Consider the following 16,289-nt stretch of genomic DNA (forward strand, 5'->3'; position numbering starts at 1 on the left):
GCCTCTGGGACGGGCACTGCGGGACCCATGGACGGGCCGCCGCGTTCTCGCAGCTAGTGCCACTTTGATGGCGGAGGGAGAACTATATCCTGTCTGTGCGACAATGGATGGCAATGTCTTCGCAGATTTCTTCCCCCCAGAATATTTCCGATCGGCCCCAAGTGCGCCCCGCCGCAGAGGGCTGGGATCAAGCCGTCACCACCGAGGGCCGGCCGCTGCTGCAGTTCAAGTCCCCGCGGGTCAAGCAGCCGCCGGTGCATCTGGCGGATATGACGCTGGCCGAGCGGCAGGACAAGATGAAGGAGCTGGGGCTGCCGGCGTTCCGCGCCAAGCAACTCTCCACGCACTACTTCCAGCACTACACCACCGATCCCGAGCGGATGAGCGACCTGCCCAAGGAGCGCCGTGCGGAGTTGGCGGAGACGTTCTTCCCCACCCTGTTGACCGAGGTCAAGCGGCTGAAGACGGACAACGGCGACACGATCAAGTTCCTCTGGCGGCTCTTTGACGGCTCGCTGGTCGAGTCCGTGCTGATGCGCTACCCCGGCCGGATCACGCTCTGCGTTTCCAGCCAGTGCGGCTGCGGCATGAACTGCCCGTTCTGCGCCACCGGCCAGGCCGGTCTGACCCGCAACATGTCCACCGCGGAGATCCTGGACCAGATTGTCCAGGCGAACCGCGTGATCGCCGAGGGCGGCCTGGGTGGCAAGCGCAAGGACGCCGGCCACGACGCCGAGCGCGTCACCAACATCGTCTTCATGGGCATGGGCGAGCCGCTGGCCAACTACAAGCGCGTCATGAACGCCGTGCACCGGATGGTGGACGAGGCCCCCGAGGGCTTGGGCATGAGCGCCCGCGGCATCACCGTCTCCACCGTCGGCCTGGTGCCGGCGATCAACAAGCTGGCCGGTGAGAATTTGCCCTTCACCTTCGCGCTCAGCCTGCACGCCCCCGACGACGAACTGCGCGACGAACTGATCCCGGTGAACTCCCGCTGGAAGGTGGACGAGGCCCTCGACGCCGCGTACGGCTACTTCCGGGCGACCGGGCGCCGAGTGTCCATCGAATACGCGCTGATTAAGGACATGAACGACCACGCTTGGCGGGCCGATCTGCTGGCCAAGAAGCTGAACCAGCGCGCCCGCGGCTGGGTGCACGTCAACCCGATCCCGCTGAACCCGACGCCCGGCTCGATCTGGACCTCGTCCGATCCGGCCGTCACCCGCGAGTTCGTCAACCGGTTGAACGACGCCGGCATCCCCACCACGCTGCGCGACACCCGCGGCAAGGAGATCGACGGCGCCTGCGGCCAGCTCGCCGCAGCAGAATAACTGACGCCAGACAACGACGACGGCCGACCCGGTGGTCGACCGCAACGACCGGTGGTCGACCAAGCGAGCCTGGCCCCTCCGGTGGTCGACCGCGTCCCCGGTGGTCGACCAAGCGAGCGCCAGCGAGCGCGTGGAGACCAGCGCGCTTCCCGGCAGCCCGCCGTGGCCTGGCCAAACGAGCCCCTGCGGCCACCGGCCTAGCTTCAGTCGGATCCCTGCGGGACTGCCGCCTCGGCGAATTCGGCCATAAAGTTGAACGTCCAGTCGGGTTTGACGTCGACGCCGGGATCCGGCGTTGCTCCCCATCCGGCGCGATGATGGCGACGGTTGATCCAGACTCCCTTTAGCCCGGCTTGGGCCGCGGGGACGTGGTCATGGAACAGGCTTTGTGCCACGTGGAGGACCTTTAGGTCCGCGCCGTCAGCGTACTTTTTGAGGGCTTCGAAGTTTTGGACTGAGGGCTTGTAGCTGCCGACCTCCTCGGCGGTGATGACGCGGTCGAACTCAATGCCCAGGCGTGCGTTGCTGCCGGCAAAGCTCTTCTTGTCGACGTTGGACAGAATGATCAGCTTGAACCGCTTGCTAAGCCGCTGAAGGGCCGAAGCGGAGTCGAGGAAGGCGGGCCAGTCGGGCACGGAGGCGCCGAGACGCTTGGCGTCGGCTTCGGAAACGGGAAGTCCGAGCTTGGCACCGGTGGCACGAAAGGCCTCTTCGAGTACCTGCGGATACAGGGTGGTCGGATTCTCCCTCTCAACGCGGGCTTCTTCGTCCGCGTAGGCGAGCAGCAACTCTTCGTCCGTCAGTTCGGGCCGCGCGGCCCGTCCCCACGGTCCAAGGACCGCGCCGATCCCTGCTTCCCAATCAATCAAGGTGCCATAGCAGTCGAAACTGAGGGCATTAAACTCTTCGAACATGCGTGTCCCTTCAACGAATACGCGGCGAGGATCAAACTCGAAGGTCGAGTAGCCGACGCGGTGTGCGTTCCCTGCGACCGCGGGACTGGCGAGCGGTTATGGCCGCCATTCTGCCACCGGCTACCGGCTACCGGAAACGGAACACGGTCACTCGGCAGCGCGGCGGACAGCGTCCAGATGCTGGCTCGGCACGCGGTCCCGGGAGTAGGTGATCTCGGTGTAGCCGTGCGGCGCCGGCTTGCCGTCCTCGCCCAGGTTCACGAACACGATCTTCTCGATCGTCAGGATCGACTGGCGGGTGAACATGTTCCGAACCTCGGCCCGCATAGTCAGCGAAGTCCGGCCGAAGTGCGTCGCCGTCAGCCCCATTTCAATCAGGTCGCCCTGCTGCGCGGAGCTGACGAAGTTGATCTCGGACATGTACTTGGTCACCGCCATCCCGTTGCCCAACTGGACGATGGCGTAGATGGCCGCCTCTTCATCGATCCAGCGCAGCAGGCTGCCTCCGAACAAGGTGCCGTTGGCATTGAGGTCTTCGGGCCGCACCCACTTGCGGGTGTGGAACGTGATGTCGCCGTTCTCCATGGAAACGACACTAGCCGACGTTCCCGCCCGCAGCCCATGCCCGGGATCGAACGCATCCGCCGCGGGCCGCCGCGGGGCTACTCGTCGATCTGCTCGACGTCGTCGGCCTTCTGGGGGACCAGCGGTATCGATTCGGTCGTCGGCGGCACCCGGGGCGTGAGCACCGACGCGTAGTCGTGTTCGGTGGAGTAGCTGAGGAAGCCAAGGTGCGCCTCGTATCGGTCCAGCACATCGTTGATGATCTGCTGCTGGGTCAGGCCCATCAGGTCGTAGCCCTCGGTCCCCGTTTGGGTGAAGACTTCCAGACGATAGTAGGTGTCGATCTCCCGTGGCATGCTGCGGCCGCCGAACGTCGGCACCGGCGCCTCAACCGCGGCCACCTGGTAGTGGAAGTTGCGGTGGTTTTCCATGTTCACCACCAGCGTGTACTCGTCGATGCCGGTTTCCTCGTTCGGTGCGGTCGCCAGCTCCGCCTCGTAGCCGAGGCTGGTGAACTCCCTGGCCACTTCCTGCATGGCCGGCAGGACGGTCCGTTCGGCGAACTGCGCCACCGCCTTCTTCGACGGGTAGGAACGCAGGCGGGCCAGGCGTTGCCGCCAGGTCTTCTCCGGGACCTGTCCACCGTGGGCGGCAGTCGAACGCCTGCGCCGCACCTGCCCTTCCCGCTCCGCACGCTCCATCCGGAGCACTTTCGAGAACGAGGCCATCACCAAGTAGGCGATGATCGTGACCGGCAGGGCGAAGATCAAGGTGGCATATTCCATCGTGGTCACGCCGCCGGCCACCAGCATGGCCACCGTGAGGACCGCGGTGACCAGGGCCCAGAAGATGCGCAGCCACTTGGCCCCGTCCATCGCCGGATCGGGGATCGAGGAGGAGAAGTTGGACATCACCATCGCGCCGGAGTTGGCGCTGGTGAGATAGAACAGCAGGCCCGACAGCGTCGCCAGTCCGATCAGGAACGGCGCGCCTGGGAACATCTCCAGCAACGCGTACCACCCATGCTCGGGGCTGTCGACGGCGAGCTGTGCGAAGTCAGTATTCCCGCCGAGCACCTCGCTCATGGCGCTGTTGCCGAAAATCGAGACGATGAAGAAGTCGCAGAGCACCGGGGCGGTGATGGCGGCGATGACGAACTCGCGCAGCGTCCTGCCGCGCGAGATCCGTGCCAGGAAGAGTCCGACGAACGGACCCCACGCCAGCCAGAAGGCCCAGAAGAAGAGCGTCCAGCCGGCCATCCACGAAGATCCGTCCTCTTCGTAGGCCAGGGTCTGCAGCGTGCGCTCCGGCAGCGTGAAGATGAAGCGGCCGATGTTCTCGACCATGGCGTTGAGCAGGAAGGATGTCTTGCCCGTGACGAGGATGTAGAGCATCATCGCTCCGGCCGCCCACAGGTTGAGTTCGGAAATCCAGCGGATCCCCTTATCCACGCCTGAGGTACACGCGGCGACCGTCATCACGACGGCGACCAGCACCAGGGCGATCTGCAGCGCCAGTCCCTCCGGCAGGCCGAACAGCCAACTGAAGCCGACGTTGAGCAGGACGACGCCGATGCCCATCGAGGTGGCCACGCCGAAGACCGTGCCCACCAAGGCGAAAATGTCGATCACGTCGCCGGTTGCCCCTCGCACCCGCTTGCCCAGCAGCGGGTAGAGGGCAGCCCGGATGGACAGCGGCATTCCCCACCGGTAGGCGAAGTAGCCCATCGCCATGCCCAGCAGCGCATACACGGACCAGCCGGCCACGCCGTAGTGGAACATGGTCCAGACCACAGCGTCCTGGGCGGCTTCCGCGGATTCCGGGGTAGCGGTGGGCGGCGAGATGAATTGCGTGATCGGGCCCGTCACGGAGTAGAAGAGCATGTCGATGCCCACCCCCGCAGCAAAGAGCATGGCGACCCAGGTGAACAGGTTGTACTGGGGGCGTGAATGATCCGGACCCAGCCGGACGCTGCCCTCCTTGGAGAAGGCCACCCAGAGGACGAAGAGGATGACCAGCGTGACGGTCACAACGTAGAACCAGCCAAGGTTGGTGGCGATCCAGGTGACCACCGTGTGCATGATGGCGGCCGCGTTGTCCGGGGCAGCCATTGCCCAGACGGAGAACGCCAGCACGACCGCAGAGGCAATGATGAACACGCGCCAGTTGACCCGCGGGCCGCGATGCTCGGCTAGTTCGGTGGGTCCCTTGCTCAACTCGGTGCTGGAAATCGGCGGACGCCTGGCCTCAACCTCGGCGTCCACGGGTTTCCGTCGTTCCACGGCGCCGAAGCGGCTGCGTTCAACCAGCGGCTTCGGGGTCTCGTTTTCCGGTGTGGATGCGTCTTCGGCCTCGGCCATAACGATCTCCTTCTATCACGGGGCCGGACGCACCGCCCCGTAAGAGGCACGGTACTCGGACCTTGGCCGGCGCTCCAGACATGCCGGAGCGAGGGAGCCCGGCGCTGCTTAATCAGCGCTCTCGGTGCTGCTCATCGGCCCGCGGGCTTGCCCTGTGGGCGAACGGCATGGCGTCGTCTCGTCGCCGTCGGTCGAGGCCAATCGGCGGTTCGCTGCAGGCAGCGCGCACAAAAAAGAACCCCGACCCGGTGACCCGGGCCGGGATTCTTCAGTGGAGTTGCGGGGGTAGGATTTGAACCTACGACCTCCGGGTTATGAGCCCGGCGAGCTACCGAACTGCTCCACCCCGCGGCGTATTAACGACTGTAGACCCCCAAGTGGCCAAACGACGAATTTGGTGAGGCGCGTCACCACCGGCGTCCAAAACCGCTGTCCCGAAAGCACGACGGCGGCCGGGCGCCTTCCCGGGAAGGTGCGCGGCCGCCGTCGTCGGCAGAACCAGTGGAGGACTAGTTGAGGTGGTCCACCAGCCTGCCGGCAATGCCGTTGTAGTTGCCCGGAGTCAGCGCCAGCAGGCGGGCTTCGGCGTCGGGGGAGAGCCCCAGGTCGGAGACGAACTCCTTCATCCGCTCGGCGTCCACCCGGTGGCCGCGGGTGAGCTCCTTGAGCCGCTCGTACGGGTTCTCCATGCCCTTCACGCCCGCGATGGCCTCGGCGCGCATGACCATCTGGATGGCCTCGCCGAGCACCTCCCAGTTCTGGTCCAGGTCGGCGGCCAGCACGTCGGCCGGCACGCTGAGCCGGTCCAGGCCTTTGGCCACGTTGGAGATGGCCAGCAGCGAGTGCCCGAAGGCCACGCCGATGTTGCGCTGCGAGGACGAGTCCGTCAGGTCGCGCTGCCAGCGGGAGGTGACCAGGGTGGCGGCCAGCGTGTCCAGCAGCCCGTTGGAGATCTCCAGGTTGGCTTCGGCGTTTTCGAAGCGGATCGGGTTCACCTTGTGCGGCATGGTGGAGGAGCCGGTGGCGCCCTCCACGGGGATCTGCGCGAAGTAGCCGATGGAGATGTAGCTCCAGATATCGGTGCAGGCGTTGTGCAGGATCCGGTTGAAGCGGGCCATGTCCGCGTACAGCTCGGCCTGCCAATCGTGCGATTCGATCTGCGTGGTCAGCGGGTTCCAGGTCAGCCCCAGGCCCTCGATGAAGGACCGGGACACGGCTTGCCAGTCGGCCGACGGAACCGAGGCGTAGTGTGCCGCGTAGGTGCCGGTGGCGCCGTTGATCTTGCCCAGGTACTCGGTCTTGGCGACCCGGTCCAGCTGGCGGTTCAGACGGTGCGCAATGACCGCCATTTCCTTGCCCAGGGTGGTCGGGGTGGCGGGCTGCCCGTGGGTGCGGGAGAGCATCGGCACGTCGCGGTGCTCGCGGGCCATCGCCGCGAACTGCTCCACCAGGGCGCGGGCGGCGGGCAGCCAGACCTGCTCCACGGCTCCCTTGACGCCCACCGCGTAGGAGAGGTTATTGATGTCCTCGGAAGTGCAGCCGAAGTGCACCATGGCGGTGAGGTCCTCGATGCCGATCCCGCCGAGCCGGCGGCCAATGAAGTACTCCACGGCCTTCACATCGTGGACGGTGACGGCTTCTATCTCGGCCAGTTCACGGACGGCGTTGCCGTCGAAGTCGGTGACGATCTTGCGCAGCGCAGCCTGCTGGTCCTCGCTCAGCGGGCCCGCGCCGGGTAGGACGGACTGACTGGTCAGGTGGATCAGCCATTCCACCTCAACGTGGACGCGGTCGCGGTTCAGTGCCGCTTCGGAGAGGTAGTCCACCAGCGGTGCGACCGCGTGGTGGTACCGCCCGTCCAGCGGACCGAGCGCGATAGCGGGGGTGACTTCTGCCAAGGGGACGCGGTGAGTTTCAGCCATGGCCCCTATTCTCCCATGTTCAATGCCGCCGATTCCTGCGTGACTTCGCCTCCACAGCGGTGCTCCGGCCGACGCCGTGCACAACGCCGGATTGCCTCGGCGGCAGGGGAGGGCGCCGGGCCTAGCGTCGATGGTGGAGGCGCAAAGGAGGTCTGGGTGATGTTTTGGCAAACAACGACGGCGGAGGTCGGGTGGGGCGGGCCGCCGGGCCCGGAATGGGGGTCGGCTCCCGGGCGGCTCCTTTCCTGCGAGCAGGAACTGTTAGGCGTGCGCGTGGATCTGGCGGCCGCCGCTCAGGCGTGGGTCTCGCCGGCCGGCAAGGCCTTCAGGGAACGGCTTTACGAGCACCGCTATCGGCTGGCCGAGGCAGCGGAACTGTTGCGCGACGCCGCGCGTGCCGTCGATGCAGCGGACGTGGCTGCGCAGACCGCTGGCCTCTACGGCCGCCTCCCGCAATGATCGGAACACTCTTCTCCCGCCGGACGCCCGACGGTGGCTGAGGCGGAATGGCTCATCGGGTTGCCCACGGTGGCCGCGGCCGGCTGGCTGCCCGGGGGAGCCCGGTGGCGGGGTGGCGGGGCCGGGTACCGCAGCTATGACGGCTACCGGGTGGCCGGCGGCATTGGCGGCACTGCGTTTGAATGGCAGGAGCTGGCGTCGGCCGCGACCGGACTCGAAGCTGCGGCTGCGACCATCAACGAGCTGTGGCGGCAGGTGCTGGGAGTGCAGCTGCTGTTGGCCGATCCGCGCTGGGCCTTGCTGCCGGAGCGAATGGCGGCCGAAGCAGCCGTGCAGGCCGCTGCCGGATCGCTGGCCGGGATCGCCGGCGGCTGCGGTTCATTGGCGGCAAAGGTGCGGCTGGCTCACGGCACCTACCGGGCCGCGGACCAGGCTGCTTCCAGCGGAATGCAGGCCGTCGATGCGGCGACTTGGTGGTTCACGGTTCCCGTCGGCATGGCCGCGAACGAGGGCCGGCCCACGCTGGCCGGAGCGGAGCGGTTGCTGAACCAGGGACCGGCCGCGCTCGCCGGAGCGCTGGGTGGACCGGTGGCTGGCATGCTGCTGCGGGACGCCCGGCACGGGGGCCCGTGGGAAGAGCCCGTAAGCCGGCACATCGCGGTCGTGCTGGGCGCGGCAGTCCGCGATGCCGGTGTGCTCCACGGTTCCCGCATCGAAATCGTGCGCGTGGACGTGTCGGCAGAGGAAAGCGGACCGGCACCGGCCTCGCTGGCGGGACTGCTGGAACGGACTGCCGTCGCCGCTGAAGCCGGTGACGGCACCGTGGAGATACTTGAGATCCAGTCCGGCGGCCAGAAGCGCTGGGTGGTGGCGCTTCCCGGTACGCAGGCCGCCGACACGGCCCAGCCGACGGTCAATCCCTTCGACGAGTCCGGTATTGCCGAAGCGGTCGCCGGCGGCAGCCCTTATGTTGCGGATGCCGTGTCGCGCGCCCTGCGCGAGGCGGGGGCCGGCGCCGACGACCTGGTGGTGCTGACCGGCTACAGCCAGGGCGGCATCCACGCGATGAACCTCGCCGCGGATCCGGCTTTCCTGGCCGAGCACAACGTCGGATTCGTGCTGACGGCCGGGTCGCCGGTAGCCGGTATTGCGGCCGGCCCCGGCGTGCGCAGCGTCCACGTGGAGCATGTCCACGACTGGGTTCCCGGGACGGATGCCAGTCCCAATCCGGACCGGCGCGAACAGGTGACCGTGACGCTGACCGATCCCGTGGCCACTCCCGCGGGCGCAGGCATCGGCCTGGGGCCGGGCCACGATCTGCAGAACTACGTGCAGGGTGCCCGAGAGATGGAGGCGAGCCCGGATCCTTCGGTGCAGGATGCGGCAGCGTACGTGGGTGCCGCGCTCGCCGGCGGTACGGCCCGGCAGCATCTGTTTACGCTGCGCCGCTCCCAGCAGGATGGCGGACGGCCGCCCCGGACGGGTTCACCGGCCGGCCGCACGGCTCAGCCTCGGGCCGCTGCCGGTGGGCTCCGGAAAAGGCAGCCTTGACTCAGCGGCTCCGGGTCAACGTGCCGGCCACCAGCGACACCACGCTGATGATCAGCGAGCCGAGGATCGCCGTCCAGAAGAACGAATCGACCACGAATTCCACCGGGGTGAAGCTGGACAGCCAGGCGGTCAGCACCAGCATCAGCGCGTTGATCACAATGGTGAACAGTCCCAACGTCAGGATCGTCACGGGAATCGAGAGGAAGGAAACGACCGGACGGACGATCGCGTTGACCAGGCCAAAGATCAGCCCGATGAACAGATAACCCAGGACCGTGCCGAGCGTTTCATTGCCTACCGCGTCGGCCGCGGCGGATCCGTGGATGTCCATGCCGGGCAAAATCCAGTTCGCCACCCAGAGCGCCAGCGCGTTGATGATGACCCGCACGATGAACTTTCCCATGGGCTTATGCTGCCACACCCCGCCGTCGCCACGGGCGAATGAACTGTGCCGCGGCCCACGTATCCTTAAAGGCATGATTTCTCCTGAGAACCCCATCAAGGAAGCTGCGGTTCAGGCAGCAGGAACGTCGGCCCGGATACACCCCCGCCCGGTCCTCGACAGGCTGCCTAAGTACGCTGCCGGCAAACCGCCGACGGCGATCGAGGGACTGCAGTCCTACAAATTGTCCTCCAACGAAAACCCCTTGCCGCCGCTGGCTGCGGTGCTGGAAGCCGTAAACGCGCAGACGGACATCATGCGCTACCCCGACCCGCTGTGCACCGCGCTGCGGACCGAGCTGGGCCGCTTCCTGGATGTCCCGGCCGACGATATTGTCACCGGCGCCGGAAGCCTGGGCGCCCTAGTGCAGATCCTGCAGACGTTTGCCGGACAGCACGAGGACGGCAGCGAAGACGAAGTCGTCTACCCCTGGCGGTCGTTCGAGGCCTACCCGATCATGGTGGGACTCTCCGGCGCCCGGAGCGTCCAGATCCCCAACCGGTCCGACGGAACGCACGACCTCGAAGCGATGCTGGACGCCGTGACCGAGCGGACCAAGGTCATGCTGCTGTGCACACCGAACAACCCGACAGGACCGGCGCTGAAGGCAGCCGACGTGGAGAACTTTGTCCGCGCGGTCCGGGACGACATCATCGTGGTCATCGACGAGGCCTACACCGAGTTCGTCCGCGACCCGGAGGTAGTCGATGGCGTGGCGATGTACCGCAAGTACCCGAATGTGGTGGTGCTGCGTACCTTCTCCAAGGCGCACGGCCTGGCCGGCCTGCGCGTGGGCTATTCGATCTCGCAGCCACAGATCACCCAGCACCTACGCGTCGCGGCAACACCGTTTGCTGTCTCCAGTCTGGCCGAGCATGCGGCCATCACGTCGCTTCAGCACTACGACGAAGTTGTAGAAAGGGTACAAAGCCTGGTCGACGAACGTGACCGTGTGGTCGCCGGACTCAGCATGCTGGGCTGGAAGATTCCGCAGACTCAGGGCAACTTTGTGTGGCTGCCGCTGGGTGACCGGTCGCAGGAGTTTGCCGAACTGGCCGGGCAGCAAGCACTGTCCGTCCGGGCCTTCGCCGGCGACGGTGTCCGGGTCACTATCGGCGAGGTCGAGGCCAATACGCGTTTCCTGGCGCTCTGTGAGAACTATACAAACGGTCCCGGCGTTTCCTGACGGTAATAGCACGGGTCACCGCACCCGCTGCCGTTAGGCTAGGACGAGACAAACGACCGATATATGCCGGGTCCGGAATGCATTCCCGACCCGGCATATATGAACAGCGAAGATCGCCGGATGCCCGGCGGATCGGCGAGGAGTTCATATGGGCGCTGAGCACTTGCCCGCCTCGGAGTTCGATATCGAAGAACTCGAGCAGTCTTTGGTGACCGGCGACCCCGCTGACGCGCCGCCGCTGGTGCAGTTGATGGCGCCCGACGGCAGTGTCCGCGAGGATGCCAAGTACGCCCAGTTCGCAGCCCACCTGGACGGCGACGCGCTCCGCGCCATGTACCGGGACATGGCCCTGGTCCGCCGGTTTGACCAGGAGGCCACCGCGCTGCAGCGGCAGGGCCAGCTGCTGCTGTGGCCGCCCCTGCTCGGGCAGGAAGCGGCGCAGATCGGCTCCGGCAGCGCGCTGCAGCCCCAGGATTATGTGTTCCCGACCTACCGCGAGCACGGTGTGGCGCTCACCCGCGGGCTGGAGCTGTCCAAGGTGCTCCGGCTCTTCCGCGGCGTCAGCAACGGCGGCTGGGACCCGCGGGAAAACAACTTCCACCTCTACACGCTGGTGCTGGCCGCCCAATCACTGCATGCGGTCGGCTACGCCATGGGCGTCCAGCGCGACGGCGAGGATGCCGTGACGGTCGCCTACTTCGGCGACGGGGCGAGTTCGGAAGGCGATGTCCACGAGTCGATGGTGTTTGCCGCCTCCAACCAGTCGCCGGTGATCTTTTTCTGCCAGAACAACCACTGGGCGATCTCCGTCCCCTCGGAGGTCCAGTCGCGGATCCCGCTGTCCAACCGGGCCAGCGGCTACGGCTTCCCGGGCATCCGGGTGGACGGCAATGACGTGGTGGCCGTCCACGCAGTGACGCGCTGGGCGCTGGAGCGGGCGCGTTCGGGCAAGGGCCCGGTGCTGATCGAGGCGTTTACCTACCGGATGAGCGCCCACACCACCGCGGACGATCCGACCAAATACCGCGAGGCCGCGGAAGAAGAGAAGTGGCGCGAGCGCGATCCGCTGCTGCGGTTGGAACGGTATCTGCGCAGCACCAACACCGCAGGCCAGGACTTCTTCGACCAGGTCACCGAGGAGGCAGACAAGCTCGCGGCCAGCACGCGCGCCGATGTGCTGGCGATGGAGGCCCCGGACTTCGAGGACCACTTCGCCAACGTGTACGGAGATCCGCACCCACTAGTCCAAGAGGAGCTGGAGTGGCACCGGCAGTACCAGGCCGGCTTCGCCGAGGACAACGCCGGACAGGCTGAAGGGGAGGCACGCTGATGGCCACCATGACCATTGCCAAGGCGATTACCAGCGGCCTCCGCGCCGTCCTGGCCGACGACCCGAAGACGCTCATCATGGGCGAGGACATCGGCAAGCTCGGCGGCGTCTACCGCGTCACCGAAGGGCTGCAGGCCGAATTCGGTGCGGACCGGGTGGTCGACACCCCGCTGGCCGAGTCGGGCATCCTCGGCACCGCGATCGGATTGTGCTTCCGCGGCTACCGGCCGATCTGCGAGATCCAGTTCGACGGATTTGTCTTCCCGGCGTTCAACCAGATCACCACGCAGTTGGCCAAGATCCGCTCCCGCAGTTCCGGCATGCTGTCCGCCCCGGTCGTCATCCGCATTCCCTACGGCGGCGGCATCGGATCGATCGAGCACCATTCGGAGTCCCCGGAAGCGCTCTTCGCGCATACCCCCGGACTGCGCATCATCACCCCGTCCAACGCGCACGATGCCTACTGGATGACCCAGCAGGCCGTGGCCAGCGAGGACCCGGTGATCATCTTCGAACCCAAGCGCCGCTACTGGCTCAAGGGCGAGGTGGACACCGAGTCGGCCGGCCGCGATGCCTTCAGCGCGCAGGTGGTCCGGGAGGGGACGGACGCCACCATTGTGGCCTACGGCCCGCTGGTCCCGGTCGCCCTGGCCGCGGCGATGGCGGCCGAAGAGGACGGCAACAGCGTCGAGGTGATCGACCTGCGCTCCATCTCGCCGATCGATTTCGACACCGTCACGGCATCGGTCGAGAAGACCGGCCGGCTGATCGTCACGCACGAGGCCCCGACCTTCGGCGGCATTGGCGGCGAAATTGCCGCACGGGTGGGCGAACGCGCCTTCCTGAGCCTGGAGGCCCCGGTGCTGCGCGTCGGCGGCTTCCACATGCCCTACCCACTGGCCAAGGTAGAGGAACAGTACCTGCCGGACATCGACCGCCTGCTCGAGGCCCTCGACCGTTCGCTCGCCTACTGATATCGGAGATTTCATGTCGAACACGCAGATTTTCAACCTCCCCGACGTCGGCGAGGGACTGGTCGAAGCCGAGATCGTGTCCTGGAAGGTCAAGGCAGGAGATACCGTGGCGGTCAACGACGTGATCGTCGAGATCGAAACCGCCAAGTCCTTGGTCGAGCTGCCCAGCCCTTACGCCGGCGTGGTCTCAGAACTGCTGGTGCCGGAGGGCCGGACCGTGGAGGTCGGCACGCCGATCATCGCCGTGGCCCCCGAAGGCGCTCAACCCGACGCCGGAGCCTCCGCCGCAGCGCCGCAACCCGCCGCCGGAGCATCCGCCGCAGCGCCGCAACCCGCCGCCGGAGCATCCGCCGCAGCGCCCGCGCCGGAGCAGCCGGAGCCGGATGCGACCCCAGCCGCTGGCCCGCTGGTCGGTTCCGGCCCCAAGGCCGATCCGGTCCGGCGCCGGTTGCGGCGCGGCGGCGCAGCTTCAACTGCCGAATCAACGACGGCGGGGAGCGGCTCCGTGGTCCCGTCCGGCAAGGCGACCCCGCCTGCCGCCACCATGCACTTGCCCGAACCGCAGGGCCAGGCACAGCACGTGCCCCCGGTTCCCACCGACGACGACGCTGCAGTCCCCGGTTCGGCCCCGGCCGCTGCCGGGCACCGGGGCGAAGCGGTCCAGGCCGCGGTCTCCCGGCTGCTCACGCGGGTGCTGGCCAAACCTCCGGTCCGCAAGGCCGCCAAGGATCTGGGCATCAATCTGGCGGACATCACCCCCACCGGCAAGGGCGGCGAGGTGACCAAGCAGGATTTGCTCAGCTACCAGGCCCAGCGCGAGGCGGAACAAGCGGCAGCCCCCACCTTCTGGACGGCGCGGAAGGGCCTGCTGGACAACCGGATCGAGCGCATCCCGGTCAAGGGCGTGCGCAAGGCCACCGCTAAGGCCATGGTCGAATCCGCCTTCAGCGCCCCGCACGTCAGCATCTTCGTGGATGTGGACGCGTCGCGGACCATGGAGTTTGTCCAGCGGCTGAAGAAGTCCCGCGACTTCGAAGGCGTCAAGGTGTCCCCGCTGCTCATTCTGGCCAAGGCGGTCATCTGGGCAGCCGCCCGCAACCCCAGCGTCAACGCCAGCTGGGTGGAGACGGAGTCCGGCGACGAGATCCACGTCAAGCACTTCATGAACCTGGGCATTGCCGCCGCCACCCCGCGCGGCCTGCTGGTGCCGAACATCAAGGACGCACAGAACCTCTCGCTCAAGGAACTCGCGGTGGCCCTCAACGAACTGGCCACCACGGCCCGCGCCGGCAAGACCAAGCCGGCGGACATGCAGCACGGCACGCTGTCCATCACCAACATCGGTGCCCTCGGCATCGATATCGGCACGCCGATCATCAACCCGGGCGAAGTCGCGATCGTCGCCTTCGGCACCATCCGGCAGAAGCCCTGGGTGGTGTCAGGCGAAGTCATCCCGCGCTGGATTACCACGCTGGGCGGATCGTTCGACCACCGCGTGGTGGATGGCGACCTCTCCGCCCGGTTCATGGCCGACGTCGCCGCCATCATGGAAGAACCGGCACTGCTGCTCGACTGACGCGGGGGCCGCGGCGGCGAGCTGTTTCGCCGCGGCGCCTTGATGCCCGCTCGCACCGCGCTTGCTAGGATCACCGTGTGGCGAGGAGGAGCACCATCACGTGACCAATCCAGCAGGCAATGCCAAGGCAAGCACCGCCGTCGAACCCGCGGTGACGCCCACCGCCGACCTGTACGACGAGCGCGGTGACGAGCTGGCCTCGGTGGCGCTCCAGTTCGGCAACTTCGGCGGCCGGGATGCGTTCAGCGGACCGGTCCGAACCATCAGGTGCTTTCAGGACAACGGCCTGGTGAAGTCAGTGCTCAACTCCCGGGGGGACGGCGCGGTGCTGGTTGTCGATGGCGGAGGATCGCTGGAGACGGCGCTGATGGGGGACCTGATCGCCGCCGCCGCCGTGGCCAACGGTTGGTCCGGCGTGATCATCAACGGAGCGGTCCGGGACCGGGCTGCCCTGGCACAGTTGCCGCTCGGCGTGAAGGCCCTCGGCAGCAACCCCCGCAAAAGCGCCAAACAGGGCAGCGGCGAATCGGACGTGCCGGTCGAGATCGGGGGAGTGGTCTTCCGGCCCGGAGCCACGGTCCACGCCGATCTGGACGGCGTCCTCGTCGACGGCTGACCGCACGGTACAGTCGCCCCATGACTGCTTCTTTCGACGCCGAGGTTGCCGCCGGGATCATGCAGAGCGCGGCAGCGGAAGACTTTTCCGGGGCCATCCACGTCCGCCAAGGTGGGCAGGTCCTGCTGGATGAGGCCTACGGCGTGGCCACCCGGCGCTGGAACGTGCCGGTCAGCACGGAGACCCGGTTCGACGTCGCGTCCGTGACCAAGCTGTTCACTGCCGTGGCCGTGCTGCAGCAGGTCGACGCCGGGACGCTGAGCCTGGATGGGCTGATCCACGACCACGTGGACCTGGTTGGCACGCAGGTTCCGGCCGACGTCACGCTGAAGCAGTTGCTGACCCACACCTCGGGCATTGCCGACGACGCGGACGAGGAAGCGGGCGAATCCTATGAGGCGCTCTGGCACGAGCGGCCCAATTACTCGGTGACGGAGACCGGAGATTTCCTGCCGCAGTTTGTCCACAAAACGCCCAACTTCCCGCCTGGCAAGGGCTGCCGTTACTGCAACGTCGGCTACATCCTGGCGGGCTTGGCCCTGGAAAAGGCGACCGGAGGCAGCTACCGGGACTACGTCGTCGAAAACATCTTTGCCCCCACAGGGATGACGGGAGGATTCTTCGACATGCGCCAGGCGGTCCCGGATGTGGCCGAGGGCTGGGAGCCCGCCGCTGACGGGAGCGGCTGGCGGTCGAACATCTACAGCTACCCGCCGATCGGCTCCCCCGACGGGGGAGCCTATGCCACCGCACGTGATCTGGTGGTTTTCCTGGACGCGGTCAGGGCCGGACGGCTGCTTTCGCCCGCAACCACGGAAGCCTTACTGACGCCCCAGGTAAAGCACCACGAGAACGGCGACCAGCTCCTGGAATACGGGTTCGGGGTCGAATTCCGGTCCATCGGCGGACGCCTGCGGTCGCTGTCCAAGGACGGCATCAATACCGGAGCCAGCGCCATCGTCGAGTATTTCCCGGACCACGACTTGACCCTGGCGATGGTCTCCAACGCGGAGGACGGAGTCTGGGGTCCGCTGCGCCGGATCCACGCGCTGGTCCAGTGAGCC

The 16,289-nt window shown here is 67.0% G+C and carries 14 protein-coding genes and 1 tRNA gene; 9 read left to right on the forward strand and 6 right to left on the reverse strand.

What is annotated here, in order from left to right:
• The first annotated feature begins 113 nt into the window (after nucleotides 1-113).
• Nucleotides 114-1,331 carry a 23S rRNA (adenine(2503)-C(2))-methyltransferase RlmN gene (gene rlmN, locus AB0N75_RS10895; protein WP_364649225.1) on the forward strand — a complete coding sequence of 406 codons (1,218 nt, stop codon included), beginning with the start codon at nucleotides 114-116 and terminating at the stop codon, nucleotides 1,329-1,331.
• 203 nt (nucleotides 1,332-1,534) lie between these two features.
• Here the strand turns inward: rlmN and AB0N75_RS10900 are convergent, their stop codons facing one another.
• From AB0N75_RS10900 to purB, 5 genes are all read right to left on the reverse strand, one after another.
• Entirely contained in the window at nucleotides 1,535-2,245 is a 711-nt protein-coding gene (locus AB0N75_RS10900; RefSeq protein WP_364649228.1) for a haloacid dehalogenase type II, read from the reverse strand.
• A 147-nt stretch (nucleotides 2,246-2,392) separates the two neighbouring features.
• Nucleotides 2,393-2,830 carry a hotdog domain-containing protein gene (locus AB0N75_RS10905; protein WP_353917612.1) on the reverse strand — a complete coding sequence of 146 codons (438 nt, stop codon included), beginning with the start codon at nucleotides 2,828-2,830 and terminating at the stop codon, nucleotides 2,393-2,395.
• 77 nt (nucleotides 2,831-2,907) lie between these two features.
• The gene (betT, locus tag AB0N75_RS10910) at nucleotides 2,908-5,169 is read right to left on the reverse strand and encodes a choline BCCT transporter BetT (RefSeq protein WP_364649231.1); all 2,262 of its coding nucleotides are present in this window, start codon (nucleotides 5,167-5,169) and stop codon (nucleotides 2,908-2,910) included.
• Nucleotides 5,170-5,446: 277 nt separating this feature from the next.
• Nucleotides 5,447-5,520, reverse strand: a tRNA-Met gene (locus AB0N75_RS10915).
• A 158-nt stretch (nucleotides 5,521-5,678) separates the two neighbouring features.
• On the reverse strand, nucleotides 5,679-7,091 hold the full coding sequence (gene purB, locus AB0N75_RS10920; protein ID WP_364649234.1) for an adenylosuccinate lyase: 1,413 nt from the start codon (nucleotides 7,089-7,091) through the stop codon (nucleotides 5,679-5,681).
• 159 nt (nucleotides 7,092-7,250) lie between these two features.
• On the opposite strand from purB, the gene AB0N75_RS10925 reads away from it, so the two are divergent.
• Together AB0N75_RS10925 and AB0N75_RS10930 are read left to right on the forward strand one after the other, a co-directional pair.
• Nucleotides 7,251-7,550, forward strand: a complete 300-nt coding sequence (locus AB0N75_RS10925; protein ID WP_364649237.1) for a hypothetical protein — start codon at nucleotides 7,251-7,253, stop codon at nucleotides 7,548-7,550.
• Between the two features lie 33 nt (nucleotides 7,551-7,583).
• Entirely contained in the window at nucleotides 7,584-9,101 is a 1,518-nt protein-coding gene (locus AB0N75_RS10930) for a hypothetical protein (protein WP_364649240.1), read from the forward strand.
• Between the two features lies 1 nt (nucleotide 9,102).
• On the opposite strand, the gene AB0N75_RS10935 is transcribed toward AB0N75_RS10930, so the two are convergent.
• On the reverse strand, nucleotides 9,103-9,504 hold the full coding sequence (locus tag AB0N75_RS10935; RefSeq protein ID WP_364649242.1) for a phage holin family protein: 402 nt from the start codon (nucleotides 9,502-9,504) through the stop codon (nucleotides 9,103-9,105).
• Between the two features lie 73 nt (nucleotides 9,505-9,577).
• On the opposite strand from AB0N75_RS10935, the gene AB0N75_RS10940 reads away from it, so the two are divergent.
• The 6 genes from AB0N75_RS10940 (at nucleotide 9,578) to AB0N75_RS10965 (ending at nucleotide 16,286) form a co-directional block, all read left to right on the forward strand.
• On the forward strand, nucleotides 9,578-10,729 hold the full coding sequence (locus AB0N75_RS10940; protein WP_364649245.1) for a histidinol-phosphate transaminase: 1,152 nt from the start codon (nucleotides 9,578-9,580) through the stop codon (nucleotides 10,727-10,729).
• Nucleotides 10,730-10,877: 148 nt separating this feature from the next.
• Nucleotides 10,878-12,059 (forward strand): pyruvate dehydrogenase (acetyl-transferring) E1 component subunit alpha, encoded by a 1,182-nt coding sequence (gene pdhA, locus AB0N75_RS10945; RefSeq protein WP_364649248.1) that lies wholly within the window; start codon nucleotides 10,878-10,880, stop codon nucleotides 12,057-12,059.
• On the forward strand, nucleotides 12,059-13,033 hold the full coding sequence (locus tag AB0N75_RS10950) for a transketolase C-terminal domain-containing protein (RefSeq protein WP_364649251.1): 975 nt from the start codon (nucleotides 12,059-12,061) through the stop codon (nucleotides 13,031-13,033). Before pdhA ends, AB0N75_RS10950 begins: the two co-directional genes overlap by 1 nt.
• 13 nt (nucleotides 13,034-13,046) lie before the next feature.
• Nucleotides 13,047-14,609: a dihydrolipoamide acetyltransferase family protein gene (locus AB0N75_RS10955; RefSeq protein WP_364649254.1), complete on the forward strand. Its 1,563-nt coding sequence runs from the start codon at nucleotides 13,047-13,049 to the stop codon at nucleotides 14,607-14,609.
• Nucleotides 14,610-14,709: 100 nt separating this feature from the next.
• On the forward strand, nucleotides 14,710-15,225 hold the full coding sequence (rraA, locus tag AB0N75_RS10960) for a ribonuclease E activity regulator RraA (RefSeq protein WP_364649257.1): 516 nt from the start codon (nucleotides 14,710-14,712) through the stop codon (nucleotides 15,223-15,225).
• 20 nt (nucleotides 15,226-15,245) lie between these two features.
• Entirely contained in the window at nucleotides 15,246-16,286 is a 1,041-nt protein-coding gene (locus tag AB0N75_RS10965; RefSeq protein WP_364649260.1) for a serine hydrolase domain-containing protein, read from the forward strand.
• The last annotated feature ends 3 nt before the right edge of the window (nucleotides 16,287-16,289 follow it).

This window comes from Arthrobacter sp. NPDC089319, assembly GCF_040684925.1.
Taxonomy (GTDB): Bacteria; Actinomycetota; Actinomycetes; order Actinomycetales; family Micrococcaceae; genus Crystallibacter.

Bases quoted from the DNA above. Each gene is read 5' to 3' on its own strand.
- rlmN (WP_364649225.1), top strand. From the start codon at position 114: ATGTCTTCGCAGATTTCTTCCCCCCAGAATATTTCCGATCGGCCCCAA.
- AB0N75_RS10900 (WP_364649228.1), bottom strand. From the start codon at position 2,245: ATGTTCGAAGAGTTTAATGCCCTCAGTTTCGACTGCTATGGCACCTTG.
- AB0N75_RS10905 (WP_353917612.1), bottom strand. From the start codon at position 2,830: ATGGAGAACGGCGACATCACGTTCCACACCCGCAAGTGGGTGCGGCCC.
- betT (WP_364649231.1), bottom strand. From the start codon at position 5,169: ATGGCCGAGGCCGAAGACGCATCCACACCGGAAAACGAGACCCCGAAG.
- purB (WP_364649234.1), bottom strand. From the start codon at position 7,091: ATGGCTGAAACTCACCGCGTCCCCTTGGCAGAAGTCACCCCCGCTATC.
- AB0N75_RS10925 (WP_364649237.1), top strand. From the start codon at position 7,251: ATGTTTTGGCAAACAACGACGGCGGAGGTCGGGTGGGGCGGGCCGCCG.
- AB0N75_RS10935 (WP_364649242.1), bottom strand. From the start codon at position 9,504: ATGGGAAAGTTCATCGTGCGGGTCATCATCAACGCGCTGGCGCTCTGG.
- AB0N75_RS10940 (WP_364649245.1), top strand. From the start codon at position 9,578: ATGATTTCTCCTGAGAACCCCATCAAGGAAGCTGCGGTTCAGGCAGCA.
- pdhA (WP_364649248.1), top strand. From the start codon at position 10,878: ATGGGCGCTGAGCACTTGCCCGCCTCGGAGTTCGATATCGAAGAACTC.
- AB0N75_RS10950 (WP_364649251.1), top strand. From the start codon at position 12,059: ATGGCCACCATGACCATTGCCAAGGCGATTACCAGCGGCCTCCGCGCC.
- AB0N75_RS10955 (WP_364649254.1), top strand. From the start codon at position 13,047: ATGTCGAACACGCAGATTTTCAACCTCCCCGACGTCGGCGAGGGACTG.
- AB0N75_RS10965 (WP_364649260.1), top strand. From the start codon at position 15,246: ATGACTGCTTCTTTCGACGCCGAGGTTGCCGCCGGGATCATGCAGAGC.